The 25138-nt window shown below is 61.4% G+C and carries 23 protein-coding genes and 1 tRNA gene; 20 read left to right on the top strand and 4 right to left on the bottom strand.

The features are described from left to right. The first annotated feature begins 79 nt into the window (after positions 1–79). The 4 genes from BKD70_RS19730 to BKD70_RS19715 all read left to right on the top strand — a co-directional run bounded on the left by BKD70_RS19730 (position 80) and on the right by BKD70_RS19715 (position 5541). Positions 80–1399 (top strand): MFS transporter, encoded by a 1320-nt coding sequence (locus BKD70_RS19730; protein ID WP_047275704.1) that lies wholly within the window; start codon positions 80–82, stop codon positions 1397–1399. 67 nt (positions 1400–1466) lie between these two features. Then, positions 1467–1961, top strand: a complete 495-nt coding sequence (locus BKD70_RS19725; RefSeq protein WP_047276176.1) for a sigma-70 family RNA polymerase sigma factor — start codon at positions 1467–1469, stop codon at positions 1959–1961. Positions 1962–2032: 71 nt separating this feature from the next. Beyond that, positions 2033–2971 carry a FecR family protein gene (locus BKD70_RS19720; RefSeq protein ID WP_240478027.1) on the top strand — a complete coding sequence of 313 codons (939 nt, stop codon included), beginning with the start codon at positions 2033–2035 and terminating at the stop codon, positions 2969–2971. Between the two features lie 146 nt (positions 2972–3117). Continuing rightward, entirely contained in the window at positions 3118–5541 is a 2424-nt protein-coding gene (locus BKD70_RS19715; RefSeq protein WP_047276172.1) for a TonB-dependent siderophore receptor, read from the top strand. A gap of 19 nt (positions 5542–5560) precedes the next feature. Here the strand turns inward: BKD70_RS19715 and BKD70_RS19710 are convergent, their stop codons facing one another. Then, on the bottom strand, positions 5561–6712 hold the full coding sequence (locus tag BKD70_RS19710) for an MFS transporter (RefSeq protein ID WP_047276170.1): 1152 nt from the start codon (positions 6710–6712) through the stop codon (positions 5561–5563). A gap of 112 nt (positions 6713–6824) precedes the next feature. Beyond that, positions 6825–8840 (bottom strand): excinuclease ABC subunit UvrB, encoded by a 2016-nt coding sequence (gene uvrB / locus BKD70_RS19705; protein WP_047275701.1) that lies wholly within the window; start codon positions 8838–8840, stop codon positions 6825–6827. 335 nt (positions 8841–9175) lie between these two features. Here uvrB and BKD70_RS19700 point away from each other — a divergent pair, with 335 nt between their 5' ends. The 3 genes from BKD70_RS19700 to BKD70_RS19690 all read left to right on the top strand — a co-directional run bounded on the left by BKD70_RS19700 (position 9176) and on the right by BKD70_RS19690 (position 11620). Beyond that, positions 9176–10372, top strand: coding sequence for an amino acid aminotransferase (locus BKD70_RS19700; protein ID WP_047275700.1), 1197 nt, complete (start codon positions 9176–9178; stop codon positions 10370–10372). 65 nt (positions 10373–10437) lie between these two features. Continuing rightward, a tRNA-Asn gene (locus tag BKD70_RS19695) sits at positions 10438–10513 on the top strand. Positions 10514–10699: 186 nt separating this feature from the next. Continuing rightward, on the top strand, positions 10700–11620 hold the full coding sequence (locus BKD70_RS19690; protein WP_052892179.1) for a hypothetical protein: 921 nt from the start codon (positions 10700–10702) through the stop codon (positions 11618–11620). 27 nt (positions 11621–11647) lie between these two features. Here the strand turns inward: BKD70_RS19690 and BKD70_RS19685 are convergent, their stop codons facing one another. Then, positions 11648–11836, bottom strand: coding sequence for a hypothetical protein (locus BKD70_RS19685; RefSeq protein WP_052892178.1), 189 nt, complete (start codon positions 11834–11836; stop codon positions 11648–11650). Positions 11837–11986: 150 nt separating this feature from the next. Between BKD70_RS19685 and BKD70_RS19680 the strand changes: the two genes are divergently transcribed. The 13 genes from BKD70_RS19680 (at position 11987) to pcaD (ending at position 24473) form a co-directional block, all read left to right on the top strand. After that, on the top strand, positions 11987–12829 hold the full coding sequence (locus BKD70_RS19680) for an IclR family transcriptional regulator C-terminal domain-containing protein (RefSeq protein WP_047275698.1): 843 nt from the start codon (positions 11987–11989) through the stop codon (positions 12827–12829). A gap of 207 nt (positions 12830–13036) precedes the next feature. Beyond that, positions 13037–14008: an AraC family transcriptional regulator gene (locus tag BKD70_RS19675; RefSeq protein ID WP_047275696.1), complete on the top strand. Its 972-nt coding sequence runs from the start codon at positions 13037–13039 to the stop codon at positions 14006–14008. Positions 14009–14187: 179 nt separating this feature from the next. After that, the gene (gene benA, locus BKD70_RS19670) at positions 14188–15549 is read left to right on the top strand and encodes a benzoate 1,2-dioxygenase large subunit (protein WP_047275694.1); all 1362 of its coding nucleotides are present in this window, start codon (positions 14188–14190) and stop codon (positions 15547–15549) included. Next, positions 15550–16038, top strand: a complete 489-nt coding sequence (gene benB / locus BKD70_RS19665) for a benzoate 1,2-dioxygenase small subunit (RefSeq protein ID WP_047275692.1) — start codon at positions 15550–15552, stop codon at positions 16036–16038. Between the two features lie 134 nt (positions 16039–16172). Next, a complete protein-coding gene (gene benC, locus BKD70_RS19660) occupies positions 16173–17183 on the top strand; it encodes a benzoate 1,2-dioxygenase electron transfer component BenC (RefSeq protein ID WP_047275690.1) in 1011 nt (336 codons plus the stop codon). A gap of 107 nt (positions 17184–17290) precedes the next feature. Next, the gene (locus BKD70_RS19655) at positions 17291–18067 is read left to right on the top strand and encodes a 1,6-dihydroxycyclohexa-2,4-diene-1-carboxylate dehydrogenase (RefSeq protein ID WP_047275688.1); all 777 of its coding nucleotides are present in this window, start codon (positions 17291–17293) and stop codon (positions 18065–18067) included. Positions 18068–18149: 82 nt separating this feature from the next. Next, complete coding sequence (locus tag BKD70_RS19650; RefSeq protein WP_047275686.1) at positions 18150–19271, top strand: muconate cycloisomerase family protein; 1122 nt, start codon at positions 18150–18152, stop codon at positions 19269–19271. Between the two features lie 16 nt (positions 19272–19287). Then, entirely contained in the window at positions 19288–19578 is a 291-nt protein-coding gene (gene catC / locus BKD70_RS19645; protein WP_047275685.1) for a muconolactone Delta-isomerase, read from the top strand. Positions 19579–19611: 33 nt separating this feature from the next. Then, complete coding sequence (gene catA, locus BKD70_RS19640; RefSeq protein ID WP_047275682.1) at positions 19612–20553, top strand: catechol 1,2-dioxygenase; 942 nt, start codon at positions 19612–19614, stop codon at positions 20551–20553. 219 nt (positions 20554–20772) lie between these two features. Then, positions 20773–21624, top strand: a complete 852-nt coding sequence (locus BKD70_RS19635) for a CoA transferase subunit A (RefSeq protein ID WP_047276164.1) — start codon at positions 20773–20775, stop codon at positions 21622–21624. After that, positions 21624–22406 carry a CoA-transferase subunit beta gene (locus BKD70_RS19630; RefSeq protein ID WP_047275680.1) on the top strand — a complete coding sequence of 261 codons (783 nt, stop codon included), beginning with the start codon at positions 21624–21626 and terminating at the stop codon, positions 22404–22406. Before BKD70_RS19635 ends, BKD70_RS19630 begins: the two co-directional genes overlap by 1 nt. Continuing rightward, complete coding sequence (gene pcaF / locus BKD70_RS19625; RefSeq protein ID WP_047275679.1) at positions 22403–23608, top strand: 3-oxoadipyl-CoA thiolase; 1206 nt, start codon at positions 22403–22405, stop codon at positions 23606–23608. Before BKD70_RS19630 ends, pcaF begins: the two co-directional genes overlap by 4 nt. Before the next feature lie 64 nt (positions 23609–23672). Next, positions 23673–24473, top strand: coding sequence for a 3-oxoadipate enol-lactonase (pcaD, locus tag BKD70_RS19620; protein WP_047275677.1), 801 nt, complete (start codon positions 23673–23675; stop codon positions 24471–24473). A gap of 191 nt (positions 24474–24664) precedes the next feature. On the opposite strand, the gene BKD70_RS19615 is transcribed toward pcaD, so the two are convergent. Continuing rightward, positions 24665–25135, bottom strand: coding sequence for a hypothetical protein (locus tag BKD70_RS19615; protein WP_047275674.1), 471 nt, complete (start codon positions 25133–25135; stop codon positions 24665–24667). Between the last annotated feature and the right edge of the window lie 3 nt (positions 25136–25138).

Genomic DNA, 25138 nt, shown 5'->3' with positions numbered 1-25138 from the left:
ACCGGGGTGTGGATTTGCTATGCTCGCGCCCCTGAGCGCAGCGTCTGTTGAGGCGTGCCCCTTCCTATTGAGCGTATTTATGCCTGCTGATACTCAAGCCCCTTCGGTGCGATTTTCCCGGTCCGACTACCGGACCCTTGGCCTGGCGGCCTTGGGCGGGGCGCTGGAAATTTACGATTTCATCATTTTCGTGTTTTTCGCCCTGACCCTCAGTCAGCTGTTTTTCCCGCCGGACATGCCCGAGTGGCTGCGCCTGCTGCAAAGTTTCGGCATTTTTGTGACCGGCTATCTGGCGCGTCCGCTGGGCGGAATTCTGATGGCGCACTTTGCCGACCATTTGGGGCGTAAACGGGTGTTCAGCCTCAGTATTTTGATGATGGCGCTGCCGTGCCTGCTGATCGGAGTCATGCCCACCTATGCCGACATCGGGTATTTCGCGCCATTGATTCTGTTGGCGCTGCGCATTCTGCAAGGTGCAGCGGTGGGGGGCGAAGTGCCCAGTGCCTGGGTGTTTGTGGCCGAGCATGCCCCGGCCGGCCGACGCGGGTATGCGCTGGGCTTCTTGCAGGCCGGGCTGACCTTCGGCTATTTGCTGGGCGCCCTGACCGCCACGGTGCTGGCGCAGGTGTTTACCCCGGCCGAAATCCTTGATTACGCGTGGCGTTTTCCGTTCCTGCTGGGCGGGGTATTCGGGGTCATTGGCGTGTGGTTGCGCCGCTGGCTGAGCGAAACCCCGGTGTTTCTGGCGCTGCGCGAACGCAACGAGGGCAGGGCGCCGTTCCCGCTGCGCACGGTGTTACGCGACCATCGAAGTGCCTTGCTGCCAGCGGCATTGCTGACGTGTGTGCTGACCAGTGCGGTGGTGGTGTTTGTGGTGATTACCCCGACCGTCATGCAGCAGCGCTTTGGCATGGACGCCCGTCACACCTTTGCGCTCAGCAGTCTGGGGATCGTGTTCCTGAATCTGGGCTGTGTGCTGGCCGGGTTGATCGTGGACCGCATCGGTGTGTGGCGCAGTATCGTGCTGTACAGCCTGTTGCTGCCGCTGGGCATTGGCTTGCTGTACGCCAGCCTGGTGGGGCAGTGGGCCTTGCCGGGCCTGGCCTATGCGTTTGCCGGGCTGACCTGCGGCATCGTCGGGGTGGTGCCGTCGGTGATGGTGGGGTTGTTTCCCGCACCGATTCGGGTGTCGGGGATTTCCTTCACCTACAACATCGCTTACGCGCTGTGGGCCAGTACCACGCCCCTGTTGCTGATTGCGCTGATGCCGTGGAGCCCGTGGGTCTGCGTGGCGTTCTGCGCCCTCATGGGGCTGGTCGGATTGCTCACGGCACGCAGGTTCGGGTTTGCACGCGGCCTTCAGGTGGAGCAGCGATTGCTGGCGAGCGTGCAGCGTTAGGATGTAATGATTGCTGGGCATAATAGGAAGCATTACTATTCGCGCCCCGCCTTCGCAGCCCATGGTAATGACCCATAAGCCGCCCCGTAAAACGGGCTTTTTTGAACATTACGAAGAGTTGATTGGCACCTGGACTCGCCGCCTGCGCAATCGTCAGCAGGCACAGGACCTGGCCCATGACACGTTCGTGCGCGTGCTCGAAACCGATGCGGCCACGGTCGAGCAGCCGCGTGCCTATCTGCATCAGACCGCGCGCAATATTGCGGTCGACGACTTTCGCCGCGCAGAACGCCGCGACGCCAAGGAACGGGCAACCATGCCCCCTAGCGCGTCGGAGACAGGCGACCCGGAGCAGTTCATGCGTGCGTTGCAGTTGGCCGAGTCGGTCGAAAGGGCCTTGCAGGAGCTGCCCCTCAACTGCCGCAAGGTGTTTGTGTGGCAGAAGATCGAAGGGCTGACCCAGGCCGAAATTGCCGAGCGGCTGGGGCTGACCAAAAACATGGTGGAAAAATATATGATCCGCACCCTGCGCCATCTGCGTGAACGCGTGGAGGCTCCGTGATCCGCTCAACTGGCGAGTGTGATCGTCCCACCACCGACCCAGAGACGCCGGGCGCGGGCGAACATGCCTGCGTGCGCGAGGCTGCCGCCACGTGGTTTGCGCGGGCGCAAGCGGGCAGCCTGAGGGCCGGGCAGCAGCGCGAGCTGGCCGCCTGGCGCGGGCAAGACCCAAGTCATGAAGCCGAGTACCAGTGGCTGTTGAACATGTGGTCGGCCCTCGACACCCTGCCTGCGTCGCGCTTGCAGGCCCTGTGCGCAACCCCGTCAGCGCCGCTCAGGCGGCGCGGTCTGTTGCGTTACGGGTTGGCGGCCAGCCTGATGGCGCTTGCGGCCGGGGCCGGTTTTTGGGGGTATCAACTGTCCTCACCGTCTTATCAGGCGGCCTTTGCCACTGCGCCGGGGGAACGGCGCGTAGTGACATTGCCCGACGGCTCCACCCTCGAACTCAACAGCCGCAGCCGGGTGCAGGTCAGTTTCGAGGCTGACCGGCGCCATGTGGACTTGAGCGAAGGCGAAGCCATGTTCAGCGTGGCTCGTGACAGCGCCCGGCCGTTTGTGGTGCAGGCGGGTCCGGGGCAGATCACGGTCACCGGGACCCGCTTTGATGTCCGCCGCGATGGCGAACAGGCGCGGGTGGCCGTTGAGTCGGGCCATGTGCAGGTGCAGGGCGTCGACCCGCAGACCCGGGTCAACCTGACGGCCGGTCAGGGCACACAGGTCAGTGCCCAGGGGCACGTCGCGGCGGTGCAGGCTGTGAACGCTCAGGCACTGACGGCCTGGCGCAAAGGCCAATTGGTGTTTGATAACGCGACCCTCGGTGAAGTGGCGGCCGAAGTGTCGCGCTATCGCGCACAGCCGTTGCAGGTGAGCAGCCCTGCGCTGGCGCAGTTGCGTGTGTCCAGTGTGTTCAAGGTGGATGACACCGACGCACTGCTCAGGGCATTGCCCAAGATCCTGCCGGTGGCGATTCGCACCCGCGAAGATGGCAGTCAGGAAATAATTGCCCGCTGAATTCAGGTTTTTTTTGAGTTCTTCGTCTTCTTGAACAACTGAGACTGGTTTGCATTAACAGTCGCACTTCAGATGCGATCAATAGGGCAAGACTCGACGTGAAAAATAACAAGCTTCGTGGGCGCTTCTCTTCGTTCAACTGCGCTTTGAGTACCCCGCCTCGTGGTGGCCGGGCGCGCTGGCTGCCCTTGGCACTGGCATTGGCGCTGGCCGTCAATGCTGCTCTGCCTGTTGCAGTCGCCGGGGAAGACACATCCGGCGCCATTCACATTCAGGCCCAGCCGCTGGCAAGTGCGTTGAGCCAATGGGCCCAACAGACCGCCTTGCAGGTGTTTTTCAACCCGGACATGGTGGCGGGCAAACAGGCGCCTGCGGTGAATGGCAAGCTGTCGGCGCAAGAGGCGCTGGCGCAACTGCTGCAAGGCAGCGGCTTGAGTTACGCCCTGGACGGTGATGCCGTGACCCTGCGTGAAGCGCCGGTCAGCCATGCCTCGTCAGCCAGCGGCACCCTTGAACTGGCCCCGCTGGATGTGAAAGTGGTGGGCGACTGGCTGGGCGATGCCAATCAGGCGGTGGTGCAAAACCACCCGGGCGCCCGCACCGTGGTGCGCCGCGAAGCAATGGTCGAACAAGGGGCGATGAATGTGCGCGATGTGCTCAAGGGCATCCCCGGCGTTCAAGTGCAGGATTCCAACGGCACCGGCGGCAGCGATATTTCCTTGAACGTGGGGGTGCGCGGCCTGACCTCACGCCTGTCGCCACGCTCCACGGTGCTGATTGACGGCATCCCGGCGGCCTTCGCGCCCTATGGCCAGCCGCAGTTGTCGATGGCGCCGATTTCGGCGGGCAACCTGGACAGCATCGACGTGGTGCGCGGTGCCGGTTCGGTGCGTTACGGGCCACAGAACGTGGGGGGCGTGATCAACTTCGTGACCCGCGCCATCCCCGAAACCTTTCAGGGTGAAGTCGGCACCACCCTCGAAACCTCGGAGCGTGGCGGCTGGAAACACATGGAAACCGCGTTTCTGGGAGGCACGGCGGACAATGGCATCGGCGCCGCGCTCTTGTACTCGGGGGTCAAGGGCGATGGTTACCGCGCGCGCAACAACGACAACGACATCGATGACGTGTTGCTCAAAACTCATTGGGCGCCCACCGACCAGGACGACTTCAGCCTCAATTTCCATTACTACGACGCCACGGCCGACATGCCGGGCGGCCTGACCCAGGCGCAGTTCGATGCCGACCCGTATCAGTCGGTGCGCGACTATGACGGCTTCAGCGGTCGGCGCAAGGACGTGTCCTTCAAGTACCTGCGCCAGATCGACGATCTGACCCAATTTGAAGTGCTGACTTACTACACCGACAGCTTTCGCGGCAGCACCATTGCCTCGCGCAACCTGGACACGCTGGTGTCCTACCCGCGCAATTACCACACCTTCGGCATCGAGCCGCGCTTGTCCCGCGTGTTCACCCTTGGCCCTGTGACTCAGGAAGTCGGGGTCGGCTATCGCTATTTGAAAGAAGCGATGCACGAACAGGCGAGTCAGTTGCAGTTGGTCAACAACGTGCCGGTGGTCGGGCCCAAGGGTGACGGTCATGCGTATCAGGACCGCACTGGCGGCACCGAGGCCAACGCGTTCTACATCGACGACAAGATCGACGTGGGCAACTGGACCGTGACGCCGGGTATTCGCTTTGAGCGCATCAGTACCCAATGGCACGACCGGCCCGTGCTGGACGCCAAAGGCAAGCCGGTGCAAGAGAAGAAACGCAGCATCGACAGCAACGAAGCGCTGCCGGCGTTGAGCGTGATGTACCACCTGTCTGACGCCTGGAAGCTGTTCGCCAACTACGAAACCTCGTTTGGCAGCTTGCAGTATTTCCAGCTGGGGCAGGGCGGCGTTGGCGATCAGACAGCGGCGGGGCTCAAGCCCGAGAAGGCCAAGACGTACGAGTTGGGGACGCGTTACGACAACGGCGTGTGGGGCGGGGACATCACGCTGTTCTACATCGATTTTGCCGACGAGCTGCAATACATCAGCAACGACATTGGCTGGACCAACCTGGGGGCCACCAAGCACCAGGGGCTGGAGACGTCCGTCCACTACGACCTGGCCAGTCTGGACCCGCGTCTGGACGGGTTGACCGTGAATGCGGCGTTTACCTACACCAAGGCCACGTCCGAAGGCGACATTCTCAACTTCAAGGGGCGCGACTTGCCGCTGTATTCGCGACAAGTGCTTAACCTTGGCATGCGCTATGCGGTTAATCGCTGGACTTACAACCTGGACATGTTTGCCCAGTCCAAACAGCGGGCGCCGGGCACTGGCGGGGTCTACATCACCGAGCCGACCGCGGACGGCCAGTACGGCGATATACCGGGTTATGCCACCTGGGCCACCCGCGTCGGGTATGACTTCGGGCCGCAAGCCTCGAACCTGAAGCTCGGGGCGGGGATCAAGAACCTGTTCAATCAGCAGTACTTCACGCGCTCCAGCGACAACAACTCGGGGATGTACCTGGGCGAGCCGCGCACGTTCTTCGTGCAGGCGAGCGTCGGGTTTTAAACGCGCCGTCGTAACGGCTTCATACCCGCAAGATCCGCCCGCTGATGGCCACGGCCACCAGCAGGGCGGCGATTATCAGGAACGCCGCGCTCAAACTGCTGGCGTGCGCAACGAACCCGATGGCCGCAGGGCCCGCGAGGATCCCGGCGTAGCCCAGCGTGGTGATCGCCGGCACGGCGATGTGTTCGGGCATCACGGTTTGTTTGCCCACGGCGGAGTACAGCACCGGCACAATGTTGGAGCACCCGGCGCCCACCAGCGCGTAACCGAGCAGCGCCACTTCCCAGCCCGGAGCCAGCGTGGCCAGCGCCAGGCCCAGCGCCGCGAGCGACCCCCCCAGCACGATCACCCGGGTCGGCCCCAGGCGCCTGACGAGGGTGTCGCCCAGCAAGCGCCCGGCGGTCATGGTCACGGCGAAGGCGGCATAGCCCAAGCCCGCATAAGCATCCCCGATGTGTTTTTCAGCGCTGAGGAACACGGCGCTCCAGTCGAGCATCGCGCCTTCGGCCAGAAAGACGATGAAGCACAGGACCCCGATGAACAGCACCACGCCATGGGGGATGGCAAAGGCCGGGCCACTGCTTTCACTGCCATACGGCAGCAGGTGCGGTGCGGCTTTGGCCAGCGCAGCCAGTAACAACACAATCACCACGGCAATCGCCCACAGCGGCGTAAGCCCCAACGCCAGCAAGGCGCTGACCCCCGCCGCACCGGCAATTCCGCCCACGCTGAACAGGCCATGGAAGCCCGACATCATGTTGCGGCCGCTGGCGCGTTCGACGATCACGGCTTGCAGGTTGACCGTGGAATCCACGACCCCCAAACCGGCCCCAAACACAAACAGCGTGGCAATCAGCAGCGCGACGGTGCTGGCGGTGGCCAGCAGGGGCAGCGCCAGACAAATCAGCAGCGTGCCAGCGATGGTGACCTTGCGGCAGCCGTAACGGGACGCCAGCATGCCCGCGATGGGCATAGCCAGAATCGAACCGGCCCCCAGGCATAACAGCAGCAGGCCCAACGTGGCTTCGTCCAGGCCCGCTCGGGCTTTGGCATAGGGCACCAACGGCGCCCAGGCCGCCACGCCGAACCCGGCAATAAAGAACGCCAGACGGGTCGACTTCTGTTCAAGGCGGCCTGGAACGAGGGGCTTTTGGGTAACGGCGGCTGTCATGGTCATCCTTGTCGGTCGCGTCGGTGCGACGCGGGGAAATATCCTTGCTTATTCGGCGCAGGCGTCGCGGCGACAGGCGGAGCATGGCCGTCTGTAACCGCTGGCGCCCGGCTTACACCTGTAACAAACGCTCACGCAGCTTGCCGATTTCGTCGCGCATTTGCGCCGCGGCTTCGAACTCCAGGTCGCGGGCCAGGGCGTACATTTTTTCTTCCAGCTGACGAATCCGCTTGCTGATTTCGCTGGGCGAACGCAGTTCGTTTTCGTACTTGGCGTTTTCTTCGGCGGCTTTGGCCATGCCTTTGCGTTTTTTGCTGCGCGAGCCCGGTACGGTCGCGCCTTCCATGATGTCGGCCACGTCCTTGAATACGCCTTTGGGGGTGATGCCGTTGGCGAGGTTGAAGGCGATTTGCTTCTCCCGGCGCCGTTCCGTTTCGCCGATCGCCCGCTCCATGGAGCCGGTGATGCGGTCTGCGTACAGGATCGCCCGGCCATTGAGGTTTCGCGCCGCACGGCCGATGGTCTGGATCAACGAACGCTCGGAGCGCAGGAAGCCTTCTTTGTCCGCGTCGAGAATCGCCACCAGCGACACTTCCGGCATGTCCAGGCCCTCACGCAGCAAGTTGATCCCCACCAGTACGTCAAACACCCCCAGACGCAGGTCGCGGATGATCTCGACCCGTTCCACGGTGTCGATGTCCGAGTGCAGGTAGCGCACCCGCACGCCGTGGTCCGCCAGGTAGTCGGTCAAGTCTTCGGACATGCGCTTGGTCAGCGTAGTCACCAGCACGCGTTCTTCCAGCGCCACGCGCTTGGTGATCTCCGACAGCAAATCGTCGACCTGGGTCAGGGCGGGGCGGATCTCGATTTGCGGGTCCACCAGACCGGTCGGACGCACCACCTGTTCGATCACCCGGCCCGCATGTTCGGCTTCGTAGTTGCCAGGGGTGGCCGAGACAAAAATGGTTTGCGGGCTGATGCGCTCCCACTCGTCAAAACGCATGGGCCGGTTGTCCAGCGCCGACGGCAGGCGGAAGCCGTATTCCACCAGGGTTTCCTTGCGTGAACGGTCGCCCTTATACATGGCGCCGACCTGCGGCACGCTGACGTGGGACTCATCGATCACCAGCAGCGCGTCGGGCGGCAGGTAGTCGAACAAGGTAGGCGGCGGGGCACCGGATTCACGGCCCGACAGGTAGCGCGAGTAGTTTTCGATGCCGTTGCAGTACCCCAGCTCCATGATCATTTCCAGATCGAAGCGGGTGCGCTGCTCAAGGCGCTGGGCTTCCACCAGCTTATTGTTGGCGCGCAGGTAATCGAGGCGCTCCTTGAGCTCTTCCTTGATGCCCTCGACGGCATCGAGCAGGGTTTCGCGCGGGGTCACGTAGTGGCTTTTGGGGTAGAAGGTGAAGCGCGGCATCTTGCGGATCACTTCACCGGTCAACGGGTCGAAGGCGCTGATGCTCTCGACCTCATCGTCAAACAGCTCGATGCGGATGGCTTCGAGGTCGGATTCGGCCGGGTAAATGTCGATGACGTCGCCGCGCACGCGGAACGTGGCGCGGGCGAAGTCCATGTCGTTGCGGGTGTATTGCAGGTCAGCCAGGCGACGCAGCAGTTCGCGCTGGTCGAGTTTGTCGCCGCGGTCAATGTGCAACACCATTTTCAAATAGGTTTCAGGGCTGCCCAGGCCGTAGATGCACGACACCGTGGTGACGATAATCGCGTCCTTGCGCTCCAGCAGCGCCTTGGTCGCGGACAGTCGCATCTGCTCGATGTGATCGTTGATCGAGGCGTCCTTCTCAATGAAGGTGTCGGAGGAGGGCACGTACGCTTCGGGCTGGTAGTAGTCGTAATACGAAACGAAGTATTCCACGGCGTTGTTGGGGAAGAACGACTTGAACTCGCCATATAGCTGGGCCGCCAGGGTTTTGTTGGGCGCGAGCACCAGGGTCGGGCGGTTCACGTGGGCAATCACGTTGGCGATGCTGAAGGTCTTGCCCGAACCGGTCACCCCGAGCAGGGTCTGGTGCGACAGGCCGGCTTCGATGCCTTCAATCATCTGGCGAATGGCTTCGGGTTGATCGCCTGCGGGCTCAAAGCGGGTAACGAGCTGAAAATCGGACATATCTGACCTCTGGATTCGCATCTATAAAGGCATGGACCTTTCAAACGCGAGAAAGACTGCATACGACGCATGCCGCAGGAAAAAAACAGGATACGGCTAAATATGGTGGTGGTGACTGACTGTTTCAAGGCGTGTCGCTGACAGGGCGATTCAGGCCCGGTTTGCAATTAGACCAGTGGCCTTAAAATAAACGGAAATACTTGGGCAAATCCGGGAATCGCCTGTTGCCCCAATCGTGTTCGGGCTTATACTTGCTCCCCGTTTGTGCACCGCTCTAGTGCAATCGGCTGGAGCGTTGTCACCCCCTCCATTCCCTATTCAGAGCCGCCGTAATAATGAGCCTGTTCTCCGCTGTCGAAATGGCACCACGCGATCCTATCCTGGGCCTCAACGAAGCATTCAACGCCGATACCCGAACCAGCAAAGTGAATCTGGGGGTCGGTGTTTACTGCAACGAAGAGGGAAGAATTCCGCTCTTGCGTGCCGTTGTCGAAGCCGAGACCATTCGCGTCGCTCAACACGCGTCGCGCGGTTACTTGCCCATCGACGGTATTGCCGCCTACGACCAGGCCGTTCAAAAACTGCTGTTCGGCGCCGAGTCGCCGTTGTTGGCCGCTGGCCGGGTCATCACCACCCAGGCGGTAGGCGGGACCGGCGCACTGAAAATCGGCGCTGACTTCCTCAAACAATTGCAGCCCAACGCTGTGGTCGCCATCAGCGACCCGAGCTGGGAAAACCACCGTGCGCTGTTCGAAACCGCGGGTTTCCCGGTGCAGAACTACCGTTACTACGACGCCGCCACCCACGATGTGAACCGTGCGGGCATGCTGGAAGACCTGAACGCGTTGCCGGCGGGCTCCATCGTGGTGCTGCACGCCTGCTGCCACAACCCGACCGGCGTCGACCTGACCCCGGCCGACTGGCAGAACGTGCTGGACGTGGTCAAGGCCAAGCAGTTGATCCCGTTCCTCGACATGGCCTACCAGGGGTTTGGTGACGGCATCGCTGAAGACGCCGCCGCTGTGCGTCTGTTTGCCGAGTCCGGCCTGAGCTTCTTTGTTTCCAGCTCGTTCTCCAAGTCGTTCTCGCTGTACGGCGAGCGGGTCGGCGCGTTGTCGATCATCACCGAGTCGAAGGACGAGAGCGCCCGCGTGCTGTCCCAGGTCAAGCGCGTGATCCGCACCAACTACTCCAACCCGCCGACCCACGGCGCAAGCATCGTGGCGGCTGTGCTGAACAGCCCTGAGCTGCGTGCCATGTGGGAAGACGAGCTGGCAGAAATGCGCCTGCGCATTCGCGGCATGCGCCTGCAAATGGTCGAACTGCTGGCCCAAAAGGCGCCAGGGCACGATTTTAGCTTCGTGGCGCGTCAACGCGGCATGTTCTCCTACTCGGGCCTGACCGTTGAGCAAGTGGCGCGCCTGCGTTCCGAGTTCGGCATTTACGCCCTCGACACCGGTCGGATCTGCGTGGCTTCTTTGAACCAGCGCAACATTGAGGTGGTTACTGACGCCATTGTTCAGGTCATCTGAATAATGCAAAGAGAAGTCATCGCGAGTGTTGACTTCTCTTTTTATATCAGTAAGATAGACGCCATTCCGCGATAGCTCAGTTGGTAGAGCAAATGACTGTTAATCATTGGGTCCCTGGTTCGAGTCCAGGTCGTGGAGCCAGATACAAGAAAAGCCGCTAGCGATAGCGGCTTTTTTTATGCCCGCAATTCCTTCCTTCCGCGTTCCCCTGCCACCCCTGACAACTCAAGCGCTTCTTGCGCCTGCCGATAACTACGGCGGTGGCCGTGTGCCTGACTAAATAAATGGAGTGTCGCTTGGAGGTGTCCAAGCGTTAAGGAGAGCACCTTGAAACGCATGGGTTCGACGATTGGCCTGATCGTTCTGTTGTCAGGCTGCGGGGTGTACAGCGATGTGAAACTGTCGATGGCGCGTGATGCATTGCGTCAGGAGTGCATGGGTAATTTCACGAATACCTGTGTGAGTAAAACGATCGACTACAACATCCTGTTATTGGAAGAAGCCAAGTCAGCCTGGCTGGCTCAAGAAGATGAGTGGGTCGAATCTTTGGGTAAGGATGCTGGCAAGCTTTGGACCGGCCTGGTTGAGCAGCGCACCGATCAACTGGTCGACAAGCTGGAGTCGGTGCGACCCGGCATGTTCTCACGCTGGTTCTTGGGCGATGCACAGCCCTTCAGCGGTAAGGGAATGATGGAATTCTCCGGTCAGGACCTGAAAGAAATGCACGGCGCGTTGATGGCTGAGTTCATTGCCAAGGGCAAGCAGCAGGGCCTGAGCCTGACTGAAAAAGGTGTTGAAAAATACGCTCCGGCCGCCGATACGAAGGGTGTCGAGTCTGACGCCACTCAGGCGGATGCCGCATTGGAGGCTGCGATCAGTGACGTGATTGCGATGGAAATTTCCAAGGATGGAGGGGCGGAATACACCGATAACCGTCAGGTTATATACATGGACCTGAATGAAGACGGTCAGCCTGACGCCGTGGTGCTGTTTACTGTCGAAGGGCAGGGGGGCGGTAACGGCTCCTACCAAAGCCTGGCGGGGTTCTATCGCTCAGGGGCTGGCTGGGTGTATCAGGGCCATTCTGTGGTGTCGGGGGCGGCAACCGACATCAAGGCCTCCACAGGCCCGCGCGTCGCCGTGAGCACCCTGACCAGTGGCCCGGATGACCCTCGGTGCTGCCCGAGTGTTGAAAGTGTCGAGATCTATACGTGGAACGGACGCGGCTTTGAATTGAAACAAAGCTGAATACCGCACACAGGCGCCGCGATGCCTTTACCGGGTGGGCGGCATCTGTGCGAGTCGAAGTGTCTGTGAATCGGCGGGGCGGTGCGGCAACCACAGGATTTGCGCTTCGGTGCCGGGGTATTGGTCGGCACTTGTGCCGTCACGGTCCAGCACGACGCGGTCGTTGTATCCCTTCATGGAGGGAATGGCGAACAGCTTGCCGATCAGCGAGGGCATCCCGTGGACATCGGCAAAAAAACCCGCATGGCGGGCTTCCAGATCACTACGGTTTTGCGCCTGTGACCCGTGCCGCGCCTGTTTGCGATTATCGAACAGCGGTTCGATAATCGCTCACGCCTTTGTGGGCATCAGGACAGGAAAACAATAATGAGTGAAGAACCCACGTTGCCACGCTCGACCGTGGCGCCGCCGATTGTGGCGTCACCGGCCAGGCGCATCGATGCCTTGACCGGCGACCCGAATTTCATGACGTCACTGGCCCGCGGGCTCGCCGTGGTGCATGCCTTTGAGGCACGTAAACGGCAACTGACGATAGCCCAGATCAGCCACCGCACCGACATTCCCCGTGCCGCCGTGCGCCGCTGCTTGCATACCCTGATCAAACTCGGGTACGCCACCACCGACGGACGCACGTATTCGTTGCTGCCCAAAGTGCTGACGCTGGGTCACGCTTACTTGTCTTCAACCCCCATGGCGGTGACGGCCCAGCCCATTCTGGATCGGCTTAGCGAACAACTGCATGAGGCGTGTTCGATGGCCACGCTGGAGGGGGATGAGATCCTGTACATCGCCCGCTCGGCCACCCCTCAACGTTTGATCTCGGTTGACTTGAGTGTGGGCAGTCGTCTACCGGCGTATTGCACGTCCATGGGACGGATTCTGTTGGCCGGGCTGGATGACCTGGCGCTTGAGGATTACCTGCAACACGCCCCGTTGCAGGTTAAAACCCGTCGCACGGTGCATACCGTTGAAGGCCTGCGGGCCAGCCTCGACAGCATTCGCCAGCAGGGCTGGGTGATTATTGATCAGGAGCTGGAGATCGGTTTGCGCTCGATTGCCGTGCCTTTGAAAGACTCGGCAGGTCAGGTGATGGCAGCCCTCAATGTGGGCACTCACGTCAGCCGCGTCACCCTTCAGGCGTTGGAATCGCGCTTTCTGCCGGTACTGCTGCACGCCAGCCAGGAACTGTGCACCCGACTGTACAGCTGAAACAGTGTGCGTTAATCGAACGCTTGGCTGAAGGTTCAATTGAGTCCTTGCGCCTCGTGCGGCTTAATGCGGCAGGGGGAATGCGCCGTAACCGTTCCTCCGGTCAGCGTATGTTTCTGTGCCCACAGGCATAGAATCGGTGACAGCTTGATCAAACACTGCGTTAAGGCAGAGCGCAGTGCATAAAAACAATGTGAGTGCCTTGTCATGAACAGTTGCCTGCTCAGTCACACCAGTAGTGTGTTCGACCGTGCTGACCCGCACGTGGTGTCCAGTTACGTCAATGAACACATGGGAATGCACGATATCCGCATGCCGAGGCTCGGCCAGCCGGCGGCTTCGCTAAACCATCGCAAGTTCGCCAGCCTTGACCTGTGTCGCATCAGCTACGGTGGCAGTGTGCAGGTGACTTCACCCGCGCTGGAGACCGTTTACCACCTGCAGGTTTTGTTGCAGGGCCATTGCCTCTGGCGCGGCGGCGGTGAGAAGCACCCGTTCAGCCCCGGTGAGTTGCTGCTGATTAACCCGGATGATCCGGTCGACCTCACGTATTCCGCTGACTGCGAAAAATTCATCATCAAACTGCCTTCGTCGCTGCTGGATAAAACCTGCCGCGACCATCACTGGCAGCCTCCCGAAGACGGTATTCGTTTCAAACCCCGGTACAACCTGCATCAGCTAGAGGGTTTTCAGGGGTTGTTGCAGTTGGTGTGTGTCGAAGCGGAAAGCACCCACACGTTGCAGCAAGTGCAAGAGCAATTCACACGCATCCTCTGCGCCAAATTGCTCACGCTGCTGGACAGCAACGTCAGTCGCCTGCCACTCGAACAGGGTGCCGCCAGTTTCGAGCGCATCCTGCACTTTATTGAAGCCAACCTGAAACACGACATCAGCGTTGAGCAGCTGGCGCGCTTGGCCCACAGCAGCCCACGCTCGTTGTATGCCTTGTTTGAGCGACACACGGGCACCACGCCCAAGAGTTTTATCCGCCAGAAGAAGCTCGAACAAATCCGTTCAAGCCTTACCGACCCGGCCTCGCGTGTGCGCAACGTGACGCAAGTGGCGCTCGATTATGGGTTTGTTCATTTGGGCCGGTTTTCCGAAAGCTACAAAAATGCCTTTGGCGAATTACCTTCCGACACCCTGCGCCGGCAAAAGGCACCGAACCCTTCGGTGTAGCCGCATCGTCGGTCTGTCCAGGGCCGACGTCCTTTTTGTGTCAGTCATCACCGCCCGTTTGTCTGCCTGCCGTGAGGTGTGCAGTAAACGGATAGAGGTTGTGCGCAAAGCGGATATTGCCGCGCCAGCGAGCCACGTAGCCTTCATTCCGTTGAAACAATAATAACGGAGCCATGGCCATGAACCTGGGACTCGACTACCTGAACAGCCTGCTGCAAGACGATAAAGAGAAAGGCATCTTCCGCTGTAAGCGCGAAATGTTCACCGACCCGCGGTTGTTTGATCTGGAGATGGAACACCTCTTCGAAGGCAACTGGTTGTACGTGGCGCATGAGAGCCAAATCGCGCAGAACAACGACTACTACACCACCTACATGGGGCGTCAGCCGATTGTTATCGCGCGCAACAAGGCGGGTGAGCTCAATGCGTTTATCAACGCTTGCAGCCATCGCGGTGCCATGCTGTGTCGCTTCAAAAGCGGCAACAAGGCGACCTACACCTGCCCGTTCCACGGCTGGACATTCAATAACTCGGGCAAGCTGCTCAAAGTCAAAGACCCCAAGCACGCCGGCTACCCCGAAAGCTTTGACTGCGACGGTTCCCATGACTTGAAGAAAGTGGCGCGGTTTGAGTCATACCGGGGCTTCTTGTTCGCCAGCCTGCGCGCTGATGTCGCGCCGCTGGAAGTCTTTCTGGGCGAGTCGAAAAAAATCATCGACATGGTGGTCGATCAGTCGGCCGACGGCCTGGAAGTGCTGCGCGGGTCATCGACCTACGTGTACGAAGGTAACTGGAAGTTGCAGGCCGAGAACGGCGCAGACGGTTACCACGTGTCGGCCGTGCACTGGAACTACGCCGCGACCCAGCAGCAGCGCAAACTCAAAGAGGCGGGTGATGACATTCGTGCCATGAGCGCGGGCGGCTGGGGCAAAAAAGGCGGCGGGTTTTACTCGTTTGAACATGGCCACTTGCTGCTGTGGACGCGCTGGGACAACCCCGAAGACCGGCCGATGTTCGCTGAGCGAGACCGCCTGGCCGGTGAGTTCGGTGAGGCACGCGCGGACTGGATGATCGGGAATTCACGCAACCTGTGCCTGTACCCCAACCTGTACCTGATGGACCAGTTCGGCTCGCAACTGCGCGTTGCCCGGCCGCTGGCGGTCGACAAGACCGAGGTCACCATCTATTGCATCGCGCCCAAAGGCGAGAGCGCCGACTCGCGTGCCAAACGCATTCGTCAATACGAAGATTTCTTCAACGTCAGTGGCATGGCCACGCCGGACGATCTGGAAGAGTTCCGCGCCTGCCAACAAGGCTTTGCCGGTCGCGCCATGGAATGGAATGACATGTCCCGGGGCAGCGAGCATTGGGTCGATGGCGCCGATGAATCGGCAAAGGAAATCGACCTGCACCCGTTGATGAGCGGCATGCGCACGGAAGACGAAGGCTTGTTCGTGTTGCAGCACACGTACTGGCAGCAGCAGATGATCAAGGCGCTCACGCACCGCCAGGACTCGATGATTCACGTGGAGGGCGCGTAAATGAGCCTGACCTACGAAGCCGCGCGTGACTTCCTCTACCGTGAGGCGCGCTACCTGGACGACAAGCAGTGGGACGATTGGCTGGAGATGTACGCCCGTGACGCCAGTTTCTGGATGCCCGCCTGGGACGATCGTGACCAATTAGTGGAAAACCCGCAGACCGACATCTCGTTGATCTGGTACGCCAACCGCAGCGGCCTGGAAGACCGCGTGTTCCGCATCCGCACCGAACGCTCCAGCGCCACGGTGCCTGACACCCGCACCTCGCACAACATCAGCAACATCGAGCTGATCGGGCAAGCGGATGGCCTGTGCAAGCTGCGGTTCAACTGGCACACCCTGAGCTTTCGCTACAAGGTCGTCGATCATTTTTACGGCACCAGCTTTTACACCTTGGACACCCGCGGGCCCAACCCGCTGATCAAGGCCAAGAAAGTGGTCCTGAAGAACGATTACGTGCGTCAGATCATCGACGTGTACCACCTGTAACCCCGAGGTGGAGCCCGCGCAGGCCTGCCTCAGCGGCGAGCAGAACAGGCGTTCTTGCCGCCGCCCCGGGTGCCCCTGCGCGCATCAAGCTCCGCCAGCGGTTTGACCTCTTACTGTGTTAAGCGAGGCGTGCCATGAGCCACAAGATCGCACTGAATTTTGAAGACGGCGTGACCCGTTTTATTGATGCCACTGTGGGCGAAACGGTTGCCGATGCGGCCTACCGCCAGGGCATCAACATCCCGCTCGATTGCCGCGACGGCGCTTGCGGTGCCTGCAAGTGCTTCGCGGAGTCCGGTCAGTACGACCTTGGCGAAGACTACGTTGAAGACGCCTTGAGCGAAGAAGAAGCGCAACAAGGTTTCGTATTGACTTGCCAGATGCGCGCCGAAAGCGACTGCGTGGTGCGCGTGCCCGCCTCCAGCGAGGTGTGCAAAACCCGACAGGCCACGTTTGAGGCGCCTATCAGCGCCGTTCGCCAGCTTTCCGAAAGCACCATCGCCCTGTCCCTCAAGGGCGAGGCCCTGTGCAACCTGGCATTTCTGCCGGGCCAATACGTCAATCTCAGCGTGCCTGGTAGCGAACAAACCCGTGCCTATTCGTTCAGCACGTTGCAAAAGGGCGGTGAAGTCAGCTTCTTGATCCGCAATGTGCCCGGCGGGTTGATGAGCGGTTTTTTGACCGGGCAGGCAGCGGTCGGCGACACCATGACCCTGGCCGGCCCCCTGGGCAGTTTCTACCTGCGGGAAATCAAGCGGCCGCTGTTGCTGCTGGCCGGGGGCACGGGGCTGGCGCCGCTCACCGCCATGCTGGAAAAAATCGCCGAGCAGGGCAGCGTCCACCCCGTGCACTTGATCTACGGCGTGAGCAATGACGTGGATGTGGTGCAAGTGGACACCTTGCAGGCCATGGCCGCACGCATCGCCAACTTCACCTACAGCGTCTGCGTCGCCAACCCGGACAGCACGCACCCGCTCAAGGGGTACGTCACCCAACACATTGCGCCTGCGCACCTGAACGAGGGGGAGGTGGACGTTTACCTGTGTGGTCCGCCGCCGATGGTCGAAGCCGTCAGCCGCTACCTGCGCGAGCACGCCATTGAGCCTGCGAACTTCTACTACGAGAAATTCGCCGCCAGCGCCTGAGCGTCCTTCTTCACGGCCCCTTGCTGGTTCAGCGGGCTTGTTTAATCGCGACGCGGTGTGCGGTTCGTTTGCCGGATCGCCCACCGACTTTTACCGAGGTCAGGACCATGAATATGCGTTTTCAACATAAGGTTGCCGTTGTCACGGGCGCCGCCCAAGGCATCGGTCGGCGTGTGGCCGAGCGCCTGGGGCAAGAGGGCGCGCAATTGGTGCTGGTCGACCGTTCGCCGCTGGTGCATGAACGGGGTGATGCCGGGGCGCGAGAGACTGACGTGCTGACCCTGACCGCCGACCTTGAACAATTCGCTGAATGCCAGCGGGTGATGGCGGCGGCAGTCGAACGTTTCGGGCGTCTGGACATCCTGATCAACAACGTCGGCGGCACCATTTGGGCCAAACCGTTCGAGCACTATCAGGCCTCTGAAATCGAGGCCGAAGTGCGCCGTTCGTTGTTCCCGACCTTGTGGTGCTGCCATGCCGCCTTGCCGCAGATGCTTGAACAGGGCGCAGGCGCCATCGTCAACGTGTCTTCCATTGCCACCCGCAGCATCAATCGCGTGCCCTACGGCGCTGCCAAGGGCGGGGTGAACGCCCTCACGGCATGCCTGGCGTTTGAAACGGCCGAGCGCGGGATCCGGGTCAACGCCACCGCGCCGGGCGGAACCGAGGCACCGCCACGGCGAATCCCGCGAAACGCCGCCGTGCAGACCGAACAGGAAAAAATCTGGTACCAGCAAATCGTCGATCAAACCCTCAGCAGCAGCCAAATGAAGCGCTACGGCACGATGGATGAGCAAGCGGGCGCGATTTTGTTCCTGGCCAGCGACGACGCCGCGTACATCACCGGCGTGACCTTGCCCGTCGGCGGCGGCGATCAGGGCTAGCCGGGTGTGTACCGGTCCGTCAGCAGTGTCAGGCGCCGCCAGGGCCTGGCCCTCTTTAACTCACACAACAGAGAACCCTGAAATGAGCCAAGTCCTGATCGAACGTGTGTCGGCCGTTATCGTCGACCTGCCCACCATACGCCCGCACACATTGGCCATGCACACCCTGCATCAGCAGACGCTGGTCGTGATCCGCGTGCAGTGCAGCGATGCCATCGAAGGCATCGGTGAGTCGACCACCATCGGTGGCCTGGCCTATGGCAACGAAAGCCCGGAGAGCATCAAGCAGAACATCGACAGTCATTTGGCCCCGTTGTTGGTAGGCCAGGACGCGGCCAACATCAACGCGGCGATGCTGCGCCTGGACAAGGTGGTCAAAGGCAACACGTTCGCCAAATCCGGGCTGGAAAGCGCGCTGCTCGATGCCCAGGGCAAGCGCATGGGGCTGGCGGTGAGTGAGTTACTGGGCGGGCGCGTGCGCGACAGCCTTGAGGTGGCCTGGACCTTGGCCAGTGGCGACACAGGGCGCGATATCGCCGAAGCGCAGCACATGCTTGACCTGCGCCGTCACCGGATTTTCAAGCTCAAGATCGGCGCCAATTCGGTGGAACAGGACCTCAAGCACGTGATCGCCATCAAGCACGCGCTGGGCGACCGCGCCAGTGTGCGGGTGGACGTGAATCAGTCGTGGGACGAATCCCGGGCCATTCGCGCTTGCCAAGTGCTGGGCAACAACGGCATCGACCTGATCGAACAGCCCATTGCGCGCATCAACCGCGCCGGGCAAGTGCGCCTGAACCAGCGCAGCCCGGCGCCGATCATGGCGGACGAATCGATCGAAAGCGTCGAAGACGCCTTTAGCCTCGCTGCTGACGGCGCGGCGAGCATCTTCGCCCTGAAAATCGCGAAAAACGGCGGCCCGCGTGCGGTGCTGCGCACGGCGGCGATTGCCGAAGCGGCGGGCATTGCGCTGTACGGCGGCACCATGCTCGAAGGGGCCATCGGCACCCTGGCCTCGGCCCACGCCTTTTTGACCCTGCGGCAGCTGAGCTGGGGCACGGAGTTGTTCGGCCCCTTGCTGCTCACCGAAGACATCGTCACCGAACCGCCGGTTTATCGCGATTTTGCCTTGCACGTTCCCCGCACGCCGGGCCTTGGCCTGAGCCTCGATGAAGAGCGCCTGGCGTTCTTTACCCGTCACTGACCCAGAGGAGCCGCACATGTTGTTCCACGTAAAGATGACCGTAAAACTGCCGGTGGACATGGACCCGGCCAAAGCCGCAACCCTTAAGGCCGATGAGAAAGCACTGGCCGGGCGCCTGATGCGTGAAGGCACGTGGCGTCACTTGTGGCGCATCGCCGGGCACTACGCCAACTACAGCGTATTTGACGTAGAGAGTGTGCAGGCGCTGCACGACACCTTGATGCGCCTACCGCTGTTTCCCTACATGGACATTGAGGTGACGCCGCTGTGTCGGCACCCGTCCTCGATCCGCGAAGACGACCGTTGATTTCGCCCATAACAAAAAAATGAGGTAACCCCCATGACCGTTAACGTCAGCCACACTGCCGAGATTCAGCGCCTGTTCAACGAAGCGGCGGGTCTCAACAACGACCAGGGCAACCCGCGCGTCAAAGCCATCCTGTTGCGCATCATCAACGACCTGGCCAAGGTCATTGAAGACCTGGACATCACCGACAACGAGTTCTGGTTCGCCGTGGACTACCTCAACCGGCTGGGCGGGCGCAATGAAGCGGGCTTGCTGGTGCCGGGGTTGGGCCTGGAGCACTTTCTCGATGTCTTGCAAGATGCCAAAGACGCTGAAGCAGGCCTGACCGGTGGCACACCGCGCACCATCGAAGGCCCGTTGTATGTGGAGGGTGCGCCCATGGGCGAGGGCGAAGTGCGCATGGACGACGGCAGTGAACTGGATCACGCCACGGTGATGTTTCTGGAAGGCGTGGTGCGCGACAACCAAGGCCGTGCGGTGGCCGGGGCGGTGGTCGACCTGTGGCATGCCAATACCCAGGGTAACTACTCTTACTTCGACAAGAGTCAGACGCCGTACAACTTGCGCCGACGCATCGTCACCGACGCCGAAGGCCGTTACCGCGCCCGCAGCATCGTGCCCAGCGGGTACGGCTGTGCACCCGACGGACCGACTCAAGAGTGCCTGAACATGCTGGGGCGCCACGGCCAGCGCCCGGCGCATATTCATTTCTTCATCTCGGCGCCGGGTCATCGGCACTTGACCACACAGATCAATTTGTCGGGTGAAGCCTACCTCTGGGATGACTTCGCCTATGCCACCCGAGAGGGGCTGGTGGGGGACATTAGCTTCGTCGAAAACCCGACCGCGGCCCGTGAGCGGGGTGTGCAGGGTGTGCGCTTCGCTGAATTGACATTCGATTTCCAGTTGCTACAGGCACCCCACGTTGACGCCGAGCAGCGCAGCCAGCGCCCTCGCGCCTTGCAACAGGCCTGATCCGGCCGGCCAGTGGGCGGCCCCCGAAGTTGCCCACTGCGCCTGCTGCGAGGCGCCATGACCCGCGTGATTAACGTACGGGCCCGGTGCGCTGCCTGATCAGGTTTGTGTGTCCGATTATCGAACCCGTAGTCGTTTATCGCCTGGATGGCAGGCGCCCCGAGCCTACTTTTTATCCACCTGACGCCTTGCTGCGTCCTGGACACCATCGAGATCACCATGGCTGAGATTCTTTCCCTGCGCGAAGCCGTCGAGCGCTTTGTGAATGATGGCGACACCCTTGCGCTTGAAGGGTTTACCCACCTGATTCCGACTGCCGCTTCTCACGAGATCATCCGTCAAGGCAAGAAAAACCTGACGTTGATTCGCATGACGCCTGATCTGGTCTACGACTTGCTGATTGGCGCCGGTTGCGCCAAAAAACTGATTTTTTCATGGGGCGGAAACCCTGGCGTCGGCTCTCTGCATCGGCTGCGTGATGCCGTTGAAAAAGGCTGGCCGCAGCCACTGGAAATCAGCGAGCACAGCCATGCGGCCATGGCCAATGCGTATGTGGCAGGTGCGTCAAACCTGCCGTTTGCGGTGCTGCGTGGTTATCAGGGGTCGGATTTGGTGAAGGTCAATCCCGACATCAAATTTATCCAGTGCCCCTACACCGGCGAGCAATTGGCCACCGTTCCGAGCGTGCGTCCACAGGTGAGCGTGATCCACGCCCAGAAAGCCGACCGCAAAGGCAACGTACTGATTCAAGGCATCCTCGGTGTTCAAAAAGAAGCGGCCCTGGCGGCCAGGCGTTGCATCGTGACGGTTGAAGAAATCGTGGAGGACCTGCACGCGCCAATGAATGCCTGTGTCTTGCCAGGCTGGGCGCTGAGTGCGGTCTGCGTGGTGCCCGGTGGCGCTCATCCGTCTTACGCCCACGGGTATTACGAGCGTGACAATCGCTTCTATCAGGCGTGGGACGCTATCGCCCGCGACCGTGAGACGTTTACTGCCTGGATCAATGAATACATCCGTGGCACTGAAGATTTTGAACAGTTTCAGGCGAAAGTAACCGCAGGGGCCAAGTGATGAACGACTTCAATACCAACGAAATGATGACCGTTGCGGCGGCCCGTCATCTGGGTAACGGCAGTGTGTGTTTTGTCGGCATTGGCTTGCCTTCGAAGGCGGCCAATCTGGCACGTTTGACCCACGCCCCCGAGGTCGTGCTGATTTACGAATCCGGCCCGATCGGCGCGAAACCCACCGTGCTGCCGCTGTCCATCGGGGACGGCGAGCTGGCCGAAACCGCTGACACGGTCGTGCCCACCGGTGAGATCTTCCGTTACTGGCTGCAAGGCGGGCGCATCGATGTGGGGTTTCTCGGTGCCGCTCAAGTCGACAAGTTCGGCAATATCAACACCACGGTTATTGGCGACTATCACCAGCCCCGCGTGCGTTTGCCTGGGGCCGGGGGCGCGCCGGAAATCGCGGGCAGCGCCAAAAAGGTGTTGATCATGCTCAAACAGGGGCACCGCACCTTCGTCGAGAAGCTTGCGTTCATCACCTCCGTGGGGCATGGCGAAGGGGGGGATCACCGCACGCGTCTCGGGTTGCCGGGCCAGGGGCCGGTGGCGATCATCACCGACCTGTGCATCATGGAGCCGGAAGCGGGCAGCCACGAATTTATCGTCACGTCGCTGCACCCGGGGGTGACCCGCGAACAGGTGATTGACAGCACCGGTTGGCCGGTGCGCTTTGCCACCGAGGTGGCCACCACGCGGGCGCCCACGGTTGAAGAACTGGCCGCACTGCGTGACCTTGAAGCCCGCACTGCCGCTGCCCACGGGCAGCAGGGCGGTGAGGAATGAGCCGCGAGGTGTTCATTTGTGACGCCATTCGCACGCCGATTGGTCGCTTGAATGGTGGGCTGGCCCCGGTGCGGGCGGATGACCTGGCGGCCATCCCGTTACACGCCTTGATGCAGCGCAACCCGCAGGTGGATTGGTCGGCAGTGGACGAAGTGTTCATGGGCTGTGCGAACCAGTCGGGTGAAGATAACCGCAACGTGGCGCGCATGGCGCTGCTGCTCGCCGGCCTGCCTGCCAGCGTGCCGGGCGTCACCCTCAATCGGTTGTGTGCCTCGGGCATGGAAGCGGTGGGGGCTGCGTTCCGCGCCATTGCCAGTGGTGAAATGACGCTGGCCATCGCGGCCGGGGTCGAGTCCATGACCCGTGCCCCCTATGTGATGGGCAAGGCCGACAGCGCCTTTGGGCGTACACAACGACTCGAAGACACCACGTTGGGCTGGCGCTTCGTCAATCCGGCCCTGCGGGCCGAGTATGGCGTGGACAGCATGCCGGTCACGGGCGATAACGTGGCCCACGCATACGCTATCAGCCGCGCCGACCAGGACGCCTTCGCCCTGCGCAGCCAGCAACGTGCCGCCCAGGCCAGCGCGGCGGGCTATTTTGCCGAAGAAATCGTGCCGGTGGTCATCCCGGGCAAACACGGCGAGACGGTTATTGAAGCCGATGAGCACCCGCGCGCCGGGTCAACCCTTACTGCACTGGAAACGCTCAAGCCGGTCAACGGCCCGGGGCAAACGGTCACGGCGGGCAATGCGTCGGGCCTAAACGATGGTGCCTGCGCCATGGTGCTGGCGTCGGCCGACGCGGTGGCCAAGTATGGGTTGACGCCACGTGCCAAAGTGCTGGGCATGGCCAGCGGTGGGGTGCTGCCGCGCATCATGGGCGTCGGGCCATTACCTGCGGTGCGCACCTTATTGACGCGTCTTGGATTAGGCATTCACGACTTCGACGTGATTGAGCTCAATGAAGCGTTTGCAGCTCAAAGCCTGGCCGTGACCCGTGCCTGGGGGTTGGCTGACGACGATGCGCGGGTCAACCCGAACGGTGGCGCGATTGCCCTCGGTCACCCGCTGGGCATGAGCGGGAATCGTTTGGTGCTGACGGCGGTGCACCATCTGCATAAATACGGCGGCAAATATGGGCTGGCAACGATGTGTGTGGGGGTCGGCCAAGGGCTGGCGTTGGCCGTAGAACGCGTGTGAGCTGCCGGTTCGAGTCCCTGGAACGGCAGTCGTCGTCGAAAATTCCTCCCTTCTGGAGTGCTGTATGTCTGAAGCAAACCGGGTCAACGGCCCACTCAATTACCGCCTTGAAGGTCCGCAAGACGCCCCGGTGTTGGTGTTGTCCAACTCGTTGGGCACTGACCTGCACATGTGGGAGGCGCAAATGGCAGCGTTCACCGGGCATTTCAGGGTGTTGCGCTACGACACCCGTGGGCACGGTCAATCGCGGGTGACGCAGGGCCCTTACAGCATCGAGCAGAATGGCCATGATGTGGTGGCATTGCTGGACGCGCTGCAGATTGAGCGGGCATTTTTTTGCGGCCTCAGCATGGGGGGCTTGATTGGCCAGTGGCTGGCGATCCATGCACCGCAGCGTTTGCACCGCGTGGTGCTGTGCAATACCGCCGCGAAGATCGGCAGCCCCGATGGGTGGAATCCGCGTATCGAAACCGTTGTGCGTGAAGGCGCGGCGGCCATGCGCGGGCTGCGTGACGGTTCGGTGGCCCGCTGGTTTACCCCTGAATTCGCCTTGGCCCACCCCGATCGGGTTGAGCGCATTGTCGACATGCTGGCCCACACCTCGCCCCAGGGTTATGCCGCCAACTGTGCTGCCGTGCGCGATGCCGACTTCCGCGAGCACGTGGGTCGTATTGAGGTGCCGGTGTTGATCGTGTGCGGTTCGCAGGATGCCGTCACCACTGTGGAGGACGGGCGGTTTATGGCTGAGCGTATACGCGGTGCCGCGTGCGAGGTGCTGCACGCGGCCCATCTGTCAAACGTTGAGGACGCTGCGCTGTTCACCCGTCACGTACTGGGCTTTTTGCGGGCCGGGGTGGTTGGGTAGCGCGCCACCTGCCGTGAACACCTTACCCCGTGGCCCGGATGACCCTCGGTGCTGTCCGAGTGTTGAAAGTGTCGAGATCTTTACGTGGAACGGACGGGGGCTTTGAATTGAAGCAAAGCTCAATACGCACAAAGGCGCCGCGTTGCCTTTACCGGCTGGGCGGCGTCTGTGCGAGTCGGGGGGGCTGTCAATCAGCGGGTCGGTGCGTTATCCAGCGCTTCGCGCAATGCCGTGGCGGTGGTAAAGGCCTGCTGTGACACCAGTTTTCCGTTGTCCAGCTGCAACAACAGGATTTGCTCTTTGGCGCCGGGGTATTGGTCGGCAATTTTGCCGTCACGGTCCAGCACGACGCGGTAGTTGTATCCCTTCATGGAGGGAATGGCGAACAGCTTGCCGATCAGCGAGGGCATCCCGTGGACATCGGCAAGAAACACCGCATGGCGGGCTTCCAGGTAACCTTTTGGCTGGTCTTCAATCGCCGCCTTGACCATTTGAGCGGCCTTCATGTCGCGCGCGACCAACAGGATCCGGGTGTTCTGGTCGAGGGTATAAGGCTGGTCGAACTGGTCATTAAGCGTCCACGGCGTCAATGTATCGCCCACATTGGCTGCCTGAGCCAGCAGGGTTGCCGCACTCAATAACAACGCAAGTACAATTTTCACCGT

Source organism: Pseudomonas sp. BS-2016, assembly GCF_001806145.1.
GTDB classification, from domain to species: domain Bacteria; phylum Pseudomonadota; class Gammaproteobacteria; order Pseudomonadales; family Pseudomonadaceae; genus Aquipseudomonas; species Aquipseudomonas lundensis.
Note: the sequence above shows the minus strand (reverse complement) of the source record. Positions and strands in the feature narration are given on the sequence as shown.